This is a genomic window from Congzhengia minquanensis (assembly GCF_014384785.1).
GTDB lineage: Bacteria > Bacillota > Clostridia > UBA1381 > UBA9506 > Congzhengia > Congzhengia minquanensis.
Genome location: NZ_JACRSU010000003.1, coordinates 288,493 through 303,450, shown reverse-complemented (window position 1 = coordinate 303,450; position 14,958 = coordinate 288,493). Strand labels below are relative to the sequence as shown.

Sequence of the window (14,958 nt, the reverse complement as noted above, 5' to 3'; positions counted from 1 at the left end):
TTTAGACACAATGTGCCTTAGCTGATGATAGCTGCAGTAGAACTGCAGCTATCATTTTTATATCATTTTGTATAGCTTACACTGTCGGAATATACCCGTTCGCCGGCATCTTCGATTGTTGTGCCGCTCCACACAAACATGCATGCACTTTTCGCATCTGCCGCCGCAACTGTGCTGAACGCAACGTTCTCTGAAAAGCCAACATTCACCTTAACCGGCTTTGAATCAACCCGAACCATCGCGCCGTTTTTATCATACTGGGCCAGAATTAACACCATGTACTGTTCACCCAGCGAATACGAGTTGTTCTCAATATGTGTCGACGTTGCAATCTCGCCGGTTGTTTCGTCCCATTTTGTAAACGAGGGTGTTACGTCAAACGCCTTTTTAACGTTATGAATTTCATAGGAATAAACGGTACCAAATAACCCGTCTTCATCAATGGGAACAAACTCAATTTTAATATCACAGCCAGCTGCATCATTTGGTATGTCAATTTCTGCATTTGTCCAATTTGTTTCATTCATAGCAAGCGTAACCCAGCCGTCACCAGCCTTTTTTAAAAGACGGACAACAGAACCGCCCTCCATGCATTCCTTTCGGTCACTAACAAATTCATAATCCACCGTCATTGTTGTTCCCGCTGCTTCGTCGCCGGAAAACGAAACGTCCTTTGCGTAAGGGAATTGATATTTGTCAGCATCAGGGTCAGAATTCGGATCATATTCCTCAATTTTTAAATCGTCTAAAAAGTAGCTGATTCCTGCTGCGTTTTCTCCCACAACCAAATTCAGATACGGCAGCCTCGGTATAACATTAGATGCCGGCTTTACATCTGCCGTAAAATCAGGCGAATAAATGAATTCATACTTTTCCCAATCATTGGTAAGCACAGCGCCCTCGTCTAAAATTTCTTCGTCTGGTACCTCATAGGCATCCATTGCTTCCTTGCTGTCAACCGTTCGGTCAAGCCGAAGCTGAATGGGCTGATTCTCAGCTAAATTATTTCCCTTTGCCCAAAACGAAATTTTATACTGCACTTGGTTTGCTATATTAATTGGCTGAAATGCATACCCACCCTGCGATGTTGTATTAACCAACATGGATTTTGTAGAATATGCCGTTTCACCTTCCGGATATGTGCTGATCGGCCTTACTTCATTCGACTGTGTTACTTTCGCTCCGTTTTCAAACCAGAACGGAACAGCCGATTGCTTATAATAATCTGTATTTGCCTTGCCCTCTTTAAAATAAACTCCCTCAGGAAGACTGGAGGTTTCAAAATCGCCGTTTGCAACAACACCCATATCTACAATGTCAAAAGAGTCTATAGAATAGCTTGCATTTGCATGCGTGATATGCTGATTCGCCGGCGTATCAAAGAAACGGATGCCCCAGTTTACTGTCTGTTTTTCAACAGCCTTGTGGTCGGCAAACATATAAAACTCGAAATATTTCCACTCTTTCGTCAGCGCAGAAGTATCAGACCGCCCTGCATATTGCGGAAAATCAAGCTTGTTTGCGCCTGTCCAGCCCAGGAACCAAAAACCGCCTTTATCAGCTGAATTAATTTTTGCCCAAAACTTTACTTTATAAAGATGGTTACTTTCTACAGCAACCTTCTGTTTGATTTCCATCCAGACTTTTTCTCCGCTGTCAGGACCGCGAACAATCATATAATTGGGCGAACCATCTGGTCCCTTTTCGTTTGCCATTTCCAGTACCGGCCCGGTGCCTTCTTTCTGCCATGCAGAAGTGTCTGCCTGTTCATCCAAAGCGCTGCCTTTATATAACCCATTTTCTGAGGTTGAGGCACTTTCGCTTTTATCATTAACCGGCTCTACAATCACATCGTCAAGCAGATAGGTCAGAGATGTTTTTCCCGAGTCCTTCGGCACCTCTTTTGCAGTTTCACCGCTACCGACACGAATTTCAATGTGCATATTTTTTGTTAAATCACAGCTGAAATTCATACTTCCCTCTGTCGCTACCGCATTGTTGTTATACAAAGAGCCGTCCCAAACCTTTTCAGTTTGAACATATGCCCATTCACCCTGTTTTAAAGCAACGTTGCTAACCGAGGCCGTATTCCAGCCTGTTGTTCCTTTTTCGCTACTCCCGTAGATATAAAAGTCAACTTTTTTATTGTTGAAATCAATATCTACCGGTTTAATCCAGCAGGAATAACGAATTTTCTGCCCTATCATCATGCTGGTACTATTTATCGGAAAGTGCATATGGGAATAATTTCCCGTTTCTGTAACACTTATGCTTCCCTTGCTTCCGCCGGCGCCGTCTGCCGACCATTTAAAGGAAGTTCCGCCGCCGCTGGATATTAACCCTTCAACCTGCTGGTTTGCAAGATTATCTTCCTCAAACGGCTCATAAACAAATGGATAATCCGCATAAAGCTTTGCTTCCGCCGGCAAAATACCTACTAAAGAAAATATTACAGCCAGCGTCAATGACAGTGAAATGACCCTTTTCATTTTGACCCCTCCCGTTTTTTGATTTATATACCCTGATAAGTACACTTTTAAAAAAGTGTACTTATCAAAATACATAGTTTTCTTTCCGCCGCTTTTGCGGCGGAAAGAAATATATGTTTTAAATTAAGATTAACCCACTGCGTTTTTATCAAAAGAAATGGCTTCACAATAGCTTTTTTCACCAGCGTCTGCGAGCGATGTTCCGCTCCAGACATATAACTTCGCTTTGGTTGCCGATGCTGTGCTGATTGCGCTTACCTTGATTGTTTCCGAATATTGCTCTGTAATGATTTCAGGTTTCACCGTCGTGCTGATTAATGTGTTATTGTCATCATACAGCGCCAATATTACTACTATCTCCTGGTTCCCCAGCGACGACAGGTTGTTTTCTATGAATACACTTGCCGCAACCTCGCCTGTTTCTTCGTTCCAATTGCTTATCTCCGGAACGATTTCAAAGGCTTTTTTCACTTCGCCAAGCTCCACCGTTGCGATTTCGCCCATCTGATACACTTCATCCATTGGCGCAATCTCTAACTTCAGCTGTTTGCCTATGGCGATATCCGGTATTGTGTATAACACTCTGCCGAACGTTGCCGACTGCCCAATGCAGCCCCAGTTTTTTCCGTCTTCTGATATGAGCGCACGAACTACTGATTCGCCCTCCATCATTTCTTCCACTTCTGATACAAATTCATAGTCAATTTGTACCGTCGCGCCGGACACTGCATCTCCGGATACTAATTCAACGTTTTCAAGACGCGGATACGGGTTCACTTCCGGTTCCACAATTATGGCGTCCGCATCTTCAAACGTGATATCGTCTACCAGGAACTTTGTTCCTGCTTTGTTGCCGTCTACATCTATATACATAAACGGCGTCCTAGGAATTACGTTTGCATCCGGTGTTGACCCTGCTACATATTTCGGTTCAAAGTCACATTCATACTTTTTCCATTCGCCGGTCAGCGTCCATTTATCGTCTCTCAGGGTTTCATAATCCTCCACTTGATAAACGTCCTGTTTCCCTACGGTGTCAACCTTTCTGTCCAGAACAACAGAAATTGGCTTTTCCTCACCTTCTGCCATGTCAAGGCCTTTTGCCCAAAACGAAAGTTTATACTTTTTGTTGTTTTCAAAGTTAATGCCCTGATATACACGTCCTCCATCGGTCGAAATGTTAACCGACATGCTCTGCGTGGATTCTGTTTTCGGGTCGTCTGCTGTGCTGCGTACGTCAGTGGAAATTGAAGATGTTGCCTGCTCCGGCAGCCAGCCAAATACGGTGTCTGTCTTTTGCGTTACTCCCTTTGCATCAATACGGTAAATTTCCGACTGATCATGTTCAAAATCTCCGTTCTGAACAAAACCGAGGTCCTGAATTAGAAAATCGTCTACATAATAGGTTACGCCTTCTAACCCAATTTCACCTGTCTGCCCTGCATCCTTCGACGCTGCACCGTTACCAACACGAATACCGGTCCATGCTCCTGCACCATCAAATGTTTTTACATCATATTTCAAGTAATACTCATAATATGTCCATTTGTTTTGCTCAAGGCCGCCTTTCGTATAGGTTGGATACTTTGTTGTTGGCGAAATGTTGGTTGTATCCATCCTGTTCTGAGCCATGTTGATACAAGCAACCTGCGACTTTTGACCGCCAAATTCGCAATAGTCGTCCGTTCTCTTAACCCAGCAGGAAATTTTGTACAAATGGTTAAATTTCAGGTAATTATTCTTTGCTTCAAGACTGTTGAACGATCCGATTGGTGATTGTACAAGGGCAACTTTTCCGCCGCGCTCAGGGTCGTCCTGAACTGACTTAATACCGCTTAATCCCCCTACGGAGCCATCTTCAAAGTCCGCTGCCACTAGATAGCTGTCGTCATACACTACGGTTTTGCCGTTAACTTCCGGCTCAAGAACAATGTCATCCATGTCATATTTTAATTGAAAGCTTGATCCTAATCTGTCCTTATCGGCCAAATACGTTCTTAAAGTATTGCCGCCATTAATAATTCGCACACGCATATCTACAGGGGCAGCCGGGTCAATTGGCTGAGGTGTAGAATTCTTGCTCTCATCATTTGCAATACCATCCCAAATGAAATCACCAGTACAGTGAACCCATTCGCCGCCAGGCTTAATTTCCCCCGTAGGGTAAACAAATTTATGTGCCGTACCGCCAGTTTCTGACTTTGTATAGAAAATTAAAGCAATTTTAGGGTTAGCCCCCATTAAATCTTCAACATTGTTCAGCCTTACCCAAAGGGAAACCCTGTAGTGTTCCCCAACCTTAAGAGGCCGTTTTAAAGGATATGCGTTATTGGCCCAAGCACCCTCCTCCGTAAACGTAAGACAACCATTGGTACCGTTAGCGCCACCAGCTTTCCAGCTGTTAGGAACGGAGTTTGTAATAACGCCGTTTGCTTTCAACTGGTTGGTTGCATCCTGATCTTCAAAATCCAGGTAAATATATGGGTAATCCTCATATACTCTGGCCTCTGCGGGAAAGCAATAAAAAACAGACAGTAGCATAGTAAGTACAATTGTTATAGATACAAATTTTTTCACCAGTTTTTACCTCCTTATTTTACGATCACACAAAATGTGTGTTCGTCATAATACTGTGTCTTTCCATCGACATTTCTGCACAGCGCAAGCGTAATCCAACCCTTTCCCTCTGCTACCCCAGTAACAGTGTTCGCGGTTGCCGTTACCACGTCGGGATTGTTGGTTTTCACCCTAACCTCAAAATCCGAAAGGTCGCACAGCTTATCTTTTGATGTAATAGCGCTGTAAGCGATTGTTTGCGTAGTACCTTTTGAAATCTCCAGCTTTCTGGGTAGTTTCAACATTTGCAAGTCGAAATGAAACCGGTTTTGATACGGCTTTTCTATCCCAGACTCGCGAATAATACAAAGCGCTTCTTCCGGCCAGTTCGCATCCGCAAAAACATGTGGTTCTTCATACGAAATATTGGTTCCGTTGTTTCTGTGTGTCGATGTCGTACTAAAGTTATTTTCTACATAAATATCATGTATGCTTGACGTCCAAATATGCAGCCAAGTGACTGCCGCCGAAGATGTTTCCTTGGCATAATGGATCGGATAGTTCTTCTGGTCGACTACATTTTCAGACACTTTCCAGAATGTGGAGCCCTCATCAGGATAGATATCCCCATTGAGGTTTTTTATGTCTTTAAAGTAATTCCGGTGAATTAAGTTGGGATTTTCTGCCGTTCCCCCGGTGTTACCCAGCGTATAAATTCCGCCCCCGTCAAATAGCCGCCAATTCATAAAATCGTGAATATAATTTTTCTCAACTACAAAATTTTCTGTTCCTGAAGGTGCAGTACTTCCCCAGCCCCAGCCGGTATGCATTCCGCTGTAGGAACCGTCGGTCAGCTCGTTGTTCCTTATCACGGTGTTTTTCGGAAACCCAGCGCTGACTGCGGCTGCTGAGTAATAGTCGGTTGCCACCTTATGGATATAGTTATTTGCAATCAAGTTATCTGTAATATAATATTTCTTTTCGGTGGGATAACGAACATTCCATTCGTTTGATGATACATCCCCCAACGCGATAGCCGTGCCGGAAAGCTCATAAAACTCATTGCCAATTACGCTGCAATTTTGAACTGCCCCGGTCATTTTTAACGCAATGGAACCGAGACGGGAAAAATCGCAGTTGTCAAAGGTAATGTTTTTTACATTTTTCAGCTCTACAGCGCCATCCATCAACATGCCACCCGTACCGTTTGAATATGTTGCGTTCTGCCCGTTTAAAAAGGCGCGGTTTTCCGTTGGATAATTCCATGTGGAATATTCAAAGTCAATATTTTCAAACCGGATATTTTGCAGAGGTGCATCAACTGTTCCTGTTATGTTAACAAGCTTTTCCATAGCAGGAATCACAACATCTGCGGTTTGCATATCTTCAAAATATCTGGGTTTGTAATACACAAAATTTTCATGTGTATCTAAATACCATTCGCCTTCCTCGTCCAGCAGTTCCAGCGCATTTTCAACGTAAACAGGGAGTTTTGCCGGCGTGTTGAGCCTTGTAATTGATTTCCACTTTGCTGCGTTTCCATTGTCAGTGAAGCCAAAATGCACCTGGCCGTCTTCCGTGGGAGAAATTGTATCAACCATAATATACTGGTGACGCCAATTCTCGATAAAGGCCAGTTCTAGTTCGTTTGGATATTTGTAATCTAAAAATGACGTATCCGTTGAAATCAGTCCTAAATTATTAAATGGATCGTCTTTTGTCCCCTGGTCTAAATTGGTAAACCCTTTTATATCCTCAACGCTTCGTGCCCTCGTGGCTTTAATGCCATTTACATAAAGCTGCCTGGAATTGGTTCCAACAGGAACCTTTGCTCTGTATATGCCCTTTTTAGCGTCATAAACAGAAAATCCAGCAATGTGTCTTGCACCGGTAATTTTCGCTTTTTCACCGCTAAGCGATGTAAAAATTACATTTTTTTCCGCTGAGCAGTCCTCCGGTGTGAACACAAAAGCATTGTGGTTTTCCGGAACATATTCGCCGGGTTGAAAGACAACATAAATGTTTTCCTCAGTGGAATTTAGAAGTGTACTCTGCAACGTTTCTCTTGCGTTATTCAATGTTTTAAAAGGAGCATTGAAAGAGCCATCTTCCACAGTTGCCGCACTGTTGCTGTCAACATAAATGAACGCTCCGGTCGTAGTTTTTTTCAGCTCACACTGATATGTTGCTGGTGCCATTGTTTCATCGAACCAAGCAAAAAAGCGGACTTTTGCTGCATTAGGTTCCGCATTGATCGTCACCGACCATGTCTTTTCTACACCAGCGTCAATCCGGACAGTTTCCTCATTGGTTCGAAGCAATACGCCATTCGCTGCATAAATGGCCGCGATGGTTCTAATTCCCTTTGCATCGGTTTTATTCTGATAAGACACTGTTGCGCTTAAGGTCTTCACATCATCATTCCATAGATACTGATCCGGCTGCAGCGTAACCGTATCCTGCGGGAGAGATTCATCTATATAGCTGGAATAGAACTTGCTGTAATTTCCATATGAATCAATACCAATTACGTCCAGCCGGACTTTGCTGTCGGTTAAGCTGCCGTCATGCTCTAAAGTCAAAATTGTCTCTTTCGTATTGCCTGATTTTAAGCAGTAGTCGCCACGGTCTGTTTCCCTTACAATTCTATAAACAAAGCTTCCCTTCGTGCTTTCTATAAATGAAAGCTGAATTAAAACACCCGTTTCACTTGTCATTGAACCAAAAATCTCAGCATTTATGCTAAAATTAGCGTCATCAATCTGCTTTAATGAAACCTGATCCACCGCATAACTTGGCCTCAGTCCATCGTTTAGTTCAATATTGGTTCCTGCACGGAAAAAAAGCCTGATGTCGGGCACTTTCTCTACAATATAATTTAAACTGATGTTATACTCAAAGTATTGCCATTCATCTGAAAGCGTTGGATTTGAACCGTTTGTAATATGGTCCCAGTTGCCAACATCACGGTCGCCGCTGTATACCAAATATGCCCACATATCCCGGCCGACACTTTCTTCATTCATGGCCTTAGCCCAAAACGAAAGCTTATAATCCCTGCAGAACTGTAGGTCAATATGATTCTTTGTCCCCATGGTGCCCCATGTGCTGATTACATCTATCTGCATTGCACCCGGGGTTCCGCAGGCGCCCTCTTCCAAGTAGGTAATATTGGCCGTGCCGCTTTTTTCCCAAGACTCTTGAAAAGCTGCTTCTGTATCGAATCCGCCGTTTTCAATAAGCTCAGCGTCGTTTCGCTGATTGTTAACTTTCGGCATTACAAAAAAATCGTCCATTGCAAACGAAATTGTGCCGCTTTCCATTACTTCACTGGGAATTCCGCTGCCCAGCCGAAACTCAACGGTTCCATCTGGAAGTGTTTCAGCATTTTCTTTGATTCCGTTCGGCATTCTGGTGCCTGTGCCTGTAGGTTCATAAACAGCAGTGACCAAAACCCATTTACCAGCTTCAAAATCTTCATTGTGATGGGCCGTAAACTGGTTCCACAGCTTACCGTTCCCGTCAACTGCCGGATTGTAAACGATAAATGTGGCATTTTGTGTTTTTGGCGTTTCATTCATCCTGACCCAGAGCGAAATTTCGTATAGATTTCCGGTCTCCGTGCGCAGTGGAAACGACAGTGCGCCATAATTTTGCGTTGTCGAAAATTCTAAAGAGCCTTGGCTTTCGCCGCACGTGTCCATGTCGGTCCATTCAGCAGAACTATTTGATGATAACGTGCCCACTGATGAATCCCAGCCGTTTTCAAAATCCTGCGCCACATGCTGAGGCGCTTTTTCAGCGGCGGTGTCCGCCACTGCCGAGCTCAGGCTCGGCAGCAACGTAACAGTCAATATGAGCGCCATAAGAATGGATAAGCTTCTTTTCATACGCTCTCTCCTAAATATTTAAATTCCGCCTTTAAATTATTTGCCTGTTCTTTGTTCTTCTGTAAATTTCAAGCCCGTATACGGCTGCAGAACGAAGTTACCTGTTTTTGAAGGATAAAGACCGAACAATCCGTCTCCTTTAATATATCCTTCTGCTGTATCTACGAAATCGAAAATTGGTTTGTCATTAACAATCAGAACAAGTCTTACACCGTTTTCTTCATCAAGGGCACCAACGGTAATGCTGTAACGCTTCCCATACTCAACCATGGTGTCGCCATTTTCTAACTTGTTCGGATAACCAGGACCACCTACTGGTGAAAATTCTGCGCCGCCAAAAATCATGGTACGCTTACCGTTGTTAAATCTCTGCACTTCAACAATGTCTTTCTTGAAGCCCATCATGTACGTATCGGAGCTTGTGTAATCCTCCATCGGGCGTGCATTTCTGATTGCGAACGACGGCCAAGTGTGACCTTCGGGATTAATCGTCATATCGAAACTGATCAGCTCATTGCCGATTCGTTTCATGTAGTAAGCAGGTTGTTCAGACGAAACCTTAATACCGCCGCCTTCTGCTGCGCTTGTACCGTGGTTCCATGAGTTCGGGGCAAAGAATCCGTGGCCGGTTCCTAACTTCGTGCTGGTGTTCAGGTAATCCAGCGTTTCATCTGTTACATAGGAGATTACAGAAACCGGATATTCCTTCTCCAGCGAAATTCCATCTGCCGTGTAAACTGCTTTCACAACTGTTGAGCCTTTTTTAAGACCTTTAACCTTACCGTCGTTCGATACAGATACAACTGACGAATCTTCAACAGAATATTCTGCCTCGTCAATTGCAACGGTGTTTCCAAACCGTGTTTTGCCTTCTGCTGCTAAAGAAACTTCATATCCTTCTAAAACGTTTAATGACGATACATTTGATACAATTTCAGTGATAACATCGTCGCAAACAATTTCAAAATATTGTCTTCTAATAACGTCCTTATCAAGGTATTCAACATAAATTGCACATTTACCTGCGCCAACGCCTTTAATTACACCGTTTTCATCAACCGTTGCAACCTTGTTGTTTGTTGAATAGTAATTCAGCTGATCATTTGGAATCTTAACCTCGTTCAGCTTACGCTTATATCCAACAACATCCATCTGAAGGGTGTCGCCGGACTTAATGTAATATTTTTTATCCTCGTTCAGAATTCTTAAACGCTGAATGCTGTCGGGATATACCTCAAGATACTGCGGTTCCAGACCGGCATTGTCCATGATCTTCTGTGCTTCTTCCGGCCACTCAGCATCTTCATAAATCTGCGCCTGTTCAAACTTGTTGTTGGGCGAGTTATTCAAATATTCTCCTGTGGTTGAATAGTTATCATGGATATAGTTATTAATAATTGTGTTAATATGAATATGCAGCCATCTCGGCGCCATTGCGTTATTCTTTCTGGGCCACTCTTTGAGTTCTTTTAAGTCGATTACGTTTCCGGTGATTTCCCACCAGGTTGAACCTTCGTCAGGGTACGCCGCACCATAGGAGTTTCTGTGGTTTTCAAAGTAGTTGTAGTTCAGTTCGTTGTAGTCACCCTCTGAACCGCCTGTTGCACCCAACAGATATACGCTGCCCGCGTCGTAAACGTAACTGTTAGACGTATCATGGACATAGTTGTAGTTGATATCCAGATTGTGGGTTCCTGTACCACTGCCTGCATAGCTTGCCCAACCCCAGCCAACGTGCATACCGGAGTAGTTTACGTTATAAATTTCATTGTGGAATATTTCTGTTTCTTTTAATCCCACAGACGCATTGATGCCAACAGCGGACAAGTAGTCAATGCTGACGTCGTGAATAAAGTTATTGTTAAACTTGTTGTAAATTCTGTAGTTTTTATATTCGGTCGGTTTAAAGTATTTACCAAAATCGCTTTCGGCATTAGCAACACCAATATTCATGCCAGAACCGGAAATATCATAGAAATGGTTTCCGATTACATTACAGTTCTGGAAGATTTGTCTAAAGTTTAAACCTGCCGCACCAAGCTTAGAGAACGTACAGTTGGTAATGTCGATATATGCAGCGTCTGCAACAATTACGGCTGCGTCTTCTTTACCGCCGGTCAGCCTTCCGTCGCCGGCATAACCGGTCATGTGGTTGCCCTGACCGTCACGGTAAGCATTTGCCGCCGTGCTAGGCCACAACCATGTGATATACTCAAATGCCAAGTTGTTAAATTTCAGGTTATGAACCTTTTTGTCTGCCGAGTCGCCGGCAATTGTAAAGGCACGTTCGCCAACAGGAACAGCCGCAACCATTGTTGCCGGGTCTTCATATTCTCTCGGCATGTAATAAAGGTAGCCGTCTGCCTTGTTCATATACCATTCGCCGGGAGAATCTAACAGTTCGTAAGCATTTTCAACATAAACCGGGATGGAAGTAGGTGTATTACCGGAGCTGCGGCCATTTTTCCAAGATTCGGGAACCATGTTGATTTTCGCTTTGCCGTCTGCTGTTCTCTCAATATTCTTAACGCGAACACGAGGGTTGGTCCACTGTTCGAAATATACCAGCTCAATGTCGCCCTGGTTCGTAAAGTCTGCAAACTCTACATCATCACAGATATAGTAAGAATCTGCTTCATACATAACAGGATTTGTGATAGCACCGTTTACATTAATTTCGTTTCTCGCACGCACGCCGCGCACACCATTGATATATACCTGTCTTGTATTTGTGCCAACGCCGATAAAGGTTCTGTAAATATTTTTATCACTATCGTAAAGCTGGAAGCCGGAATAGTCTTTACCCATTGAAATAACAGGCTCTTCGTCTCCTAAAGAGGTGTAAATGACGCTAAAGCCGTTGCAGCCTGAATCTTCCACGCCCCATTGTACGTCAGTGCTTAATACATATCTGCCTTCCTTAACAAAAACATAGATGTGGTTCTGCATGTTTTTAAGGAACGGCTGAACCAGCTTTCTTGCACCGTCAATCGTAGCAACAGGGGCGTCAATCGTACCATTGTTCTGGTCGTCGCCGTTTTCGCCGTCTACATAAACTGCAAATCTGCTGGAAAGTTCAACAAGTCTGAAGATCATGGATGCTGCTTCTGCTCTCGTAATTCCTTTGAGAGGGCCAAAAGAGCCATCCGGATAACCTTTTATAAGACCATACTCAGCAGCATTATAAACTGCGTCTTTTGCCCAGTTGGTGATGGAACCGTCATCTGCAAAGGAAGCAACCTGTGTGTCAGGCTTTTCTGCACGCATCGCTGCAATTTTCACTAATACAGATGCTGCTTCTTCCCTGGTAATCGGTTGGTTTGGTTTAAAGGTCCCCCCCACTGTCATCAGCGGGTCGATTAAACCAATGTCAGTTGCCGTTTGAATGTCTTTTGCATACCAGTCAGAAGACTGTACATCTTTATATATGCCTTTATAGCCAGAACCATCTAAGCGCAGAATGTTCATTGCCATTGTAATGAACTGTGCCCTTGTTACATTGTTCTCCGGCGAATAGGAACCATCTCCCATGCCCTGCACATAGCTGCTTGCAGCCAACAGGTTAATGGTGCTTTCAGCCCAGTGACCTTTTGTATCGTTAAAGGATGCCTCAACAACAGGCTGCGGTGTCGCAAAGCCTGTATCTGCAGGAATTACGTCCTTCGAAACGCCCGTGGTCATCTCGCTCCAGTCATATTCCACATTGCCGTGGGGAACCACTGTCAATTCGTCCAAATAATAGGTAGTGGACACATTACCGGGGCCACGCCGGCAGTTAAACAACCGGATTGCAGATGTGTTTGAATTTCCCTGGTAGTCAAGACCGTCGCAGGTATACGTACAGGTATATTTTGTCCATTGACTGTTATAAGACGATTTTAAAATCGAGTTATCCCAGCCACCACCCAACATCGGTATCATTTCAAGGGTATCAGAGCCGTTATCAATTTTTGCATAGAACGAAATATCAAAGGTTTCTCCAACTACACAGGGAACCTCAACATATGCATATCCCCAGGCGGACGTTACGTTTACTTTCAAAGCGCCGCCCTTGTTCGTTGCGCCTGTATCGACAAAGGATACAGTTGCACCGCTAACCTTCATTTTCTTTACATCGTCTTCTTTATTAAAGGAACCAAACGAAATGATGTTTGTTCCAGTTGTAGAAACGCCGTCTCCTCTTTTTATAGCAAATGCCTGCATTGCTGTTAAGCAAAGGGATAAAGCTAAAACCAAACACGTTAACTTTTTCTTCATTAATTCGCACCTCCAATTGCATTCATCAACTCGTAAGCAATTTTCGCTGCCTGAGCACGTGTAACCGTCTCAAGCGGTGAGAAGCAGTTATCGCCCGTTCCGTTGATAATGCCTGCGCTGCAGAGTGCACCAACAGCTTCTTTTGCATAATCCGCAATGTCTGCTCCATCAGCAAATGTCACATCAGCGCTATTTAAGCCCAGACCAACAAGATTTGCTACACGGTACATAATAACCGCCATGTCCTGTCTGGTCATTTCGCCTGCGGGATTAAATGTGGTATCGCTGTTTCCAGCTATAATACCTGCCCTGTAAGCAGAAGCGATATAGCCATAGCTCCATCTGCCGGAATCAACATCTTCAAATTCAACGGTTGCTGTATTGCTGTAAATTTTAAATGCCTCTACAATAATTTTTACAAATTCTTCTCTGGTAACGGTATCGTTCGGATAGAACCTGCCGTCGCCTTTTCCGCTGATAATACCTTTAGATGCAAGATATTTCACGCTGCTTTCAGCCCATGCGGCGTCGCCTAAGTCAGAGAAGTTTGTATCATAAGTTACATCGTTGTTATCGTCTTTGTTATCATCCGTAATCGTTGAGCCGGAGCCGGTAGACGGTCTTCTGTTACTACCGCTGCCACCGCTGCTGGAACTTCCTCCGCCGGATGAGCTGTTGTTATCGTCATCCTCGCCTGCTACCTGGTCTGCATACGTTTCATATGCGCTTTCAATGTCTTCAGCGCTGTTAATTTCAGAAGCGTGCTGTTTCATTAAGCGGCTAACCTCATTCAGCTGCGATTCTGTAAAGCCCTTAACAACAGACTTGTCAAGGTTAATGCAGCCGCCGTCATAATAATCGAGTGCTTCTGTAACCGCGCCATAGTCTGCCTCATCTAACATGTCAAGCAAAACAGCTGTATCGAACGCATACTGAACGTCCTGTGCGGCAAAGCTTTCGATGGTAAGACTCTTTAAACGTTTATAAACATTTTTCGGGTCTAGACCAAGCTTTGTATCACCATAAAAATTCAGGTCTAATCCCAATTCTTTTGCATTTGCCTGAACTGCCTCATCAAATTCTGCCTCTGCTGCGGTTACAAATTCAGCAACTTTTAACAGCCGTGCAAATTCCGGTTTTAAAATAGCTTCAAAGCTTTTTACCAAGTCGTCAGAAGGGTTGCTACCGAGGCTTGGCAAATCCAAATTTACAAGCGCTTCGTTGATATTTGTTTTTACCTCTGCTGGATATTCAAAATAGTTTCCTAAATCGAAGTCAATCACACCGTCAGCTAAACCGTTCTTGAGCAATCCCTCAATTGCGCCGGCAGATGCGGCAGACAACTGGTTATAGAAATCAATTTTGTCCTGCTTATTTACAAATTCAAAATCATAGGTGTAGTTCTTGTTAATAACCGCTCTATATTGCCCTGTTTCTTGGGACTCTTTAAAGTTGAACGGGTTAAACTGATATACATACAATGCTCCTTCAGCCGTAGGATTGCTTGCCTGATCCACATAAATAGGATGTTCTGCGTCTACGATTGAATAGGTTTTACTTGTTTCGTCATATGCAAGCGGATACACTTTCAGTGTAAGGTTGCCGCTGTTGATTGAGGTTTTCACTGTCACATTCAGCGTATAAACCTGAATGTCAACAGTGGTCTCAACTGTATCCTCGGCGCTTACAAAAGCTGCCGGAACAAGCACTAAAAGCATTGATAAAATGAAGCTTGTAATTCTTTTAATCATGTCGTCCTCCTTTCA

Annotated in this window: 5 protein-coding genes; all 5 read right to left on the bottom strand. The window is 43.6% G+C overall.

Going from position 1 to position 14,958, the window contains the following annotated elements; all coding sequences use genetic code 11:
- Positions 1-62: 62 nt before the first annotated feature.
- The 5 genes from H8698_RS09200 to H8698_RS09180 all read right to left on the bottom strand — a co-directional run bounded on the left by H8698_RS09200 (position 63) and on the right by H8698_RS09180 (position 14,943).
- On the bottom strand, positions 63-2,489 hold the full coding sequence (locus H8698_RS09200; RefSeq protein ID WP_177679649.1) for a carbohydrate binding domain-containing protein: 2,427 nt from the start codon (positions 2,487-2,489) through the stop codon (positions 63-65).
- A gap of 129 nt (positions 2,490-2,618) precedes the next feature.
- Positions 2,619-5,066, bottom strand: coding sequence for a carbohydrate binding domain-containing protein (locus tag H8698_RS13420; RefSeq protein WP_249313047.1), 2,448 nt, complete (start codon positions 5,064-5,066; stop codon positions 2,619-2,621).
- Between the two features lie 14 nt (positions 5,067-5,080).
- A complete protein-coding gene (locus tag H8698_RS09190) occupies positions 5,081-8,935 on the bottom strand; it encodes a carbohydrate binding domain-containing protein (protein WP_249313043.1) in 3,855 nt (1,284 codons plus the stop codon).
- 36 nt (positions 8,936-8,971) lie between these two features.
- Positions 8,972-13,192: an S-layer homology domain-containing protein gene (locus tag H8698_RS09185; RefSeq protein WP_249313040.1), complete on the bottom strand. Its 4,221-nt coding sequence runs from the start codon at positions 13,190-13,192 to the stop codon at positions 8,972-8,974.
- Positions 13,192-14,943 carry an S-layer homology domain-containing protein gene (locus H8698_RS09180; RefSeq protein ID WP_177677776.1) on the bottom strand — a complete coding sequence of 584 codons (1,752 nt, stop codon included), beginning with the start codon at positions 14,941-14,943 and terminating at the stop codon, positions 13,192-13,194. Before H8698_RS09180 ends, H8698_RS09185 begins: the two co-directional genes overlap by 1 nt.
- Positions 14,944-14,958: the final 15 nt, after the last annotated feature.